Source organism: Shigella sp. SIG3 (genome assembly GCF_053555855.1).
Genome location: NZ_JBQZXE010000356.1, coordinates 1 through 316, shown reverse-complemented (window position 1 = coordinate 316; position 316 = coordinate 1). Strand labels below are relative to the sequence as shown.

Genomic DNA, 316 nt, shown 5'->3' with positions numbered 1-316 from the left:
AACGGGGAATACAGCCATCAGTTGCTTGCCCCGGCTGACAATATCTCCATTGCAAAAAATGAACTGGCGGTTCTGGGGACGATTTCATGGACGTGACAAACGATGATTACATCCGTCTGTTGTCGGCACTGTTGCCCCCCGGTCCGGCGTGGTCAGCCAGAGATCCGGCGATTGCCGGTGCGGCACCGTCATTAACCCGCGTTCATCAGCGTGCGGATGTCCTGATGCGGGAGCTGGATCCGCGCACCACCACTGAACTGATAAACCGCTGGGAGCGTCTGTGCGGTCTGCCGGATGAATGTATTCCCGCAGGGAC

Annotated in this window: 1 protein-coding gene and 1 pseudogene; both read left to right on the top strand. The window is 57.9% G+C overall.

All coding sequences use genetic code 11. The features are described from left to right. A pseudogene (locus tag ACUU1I_RS21410) lies at nucleotides 1–96 on the top strand (baseplate J/gp47 family protein); the annotation flags it as partial. Continuing rightward, nucleotides 87–316: putative phage tail protein (locus ACUU1I_RS21405; RefSeq protein ID WP_449144960.1), on the top strand; the 230-nt coding region annotated here is incomplete at its 3' end. The pseudogene ACUU1I_RS21410 and the gene ACUU1I_RS21405, both read left to right, overlap by 10 nt.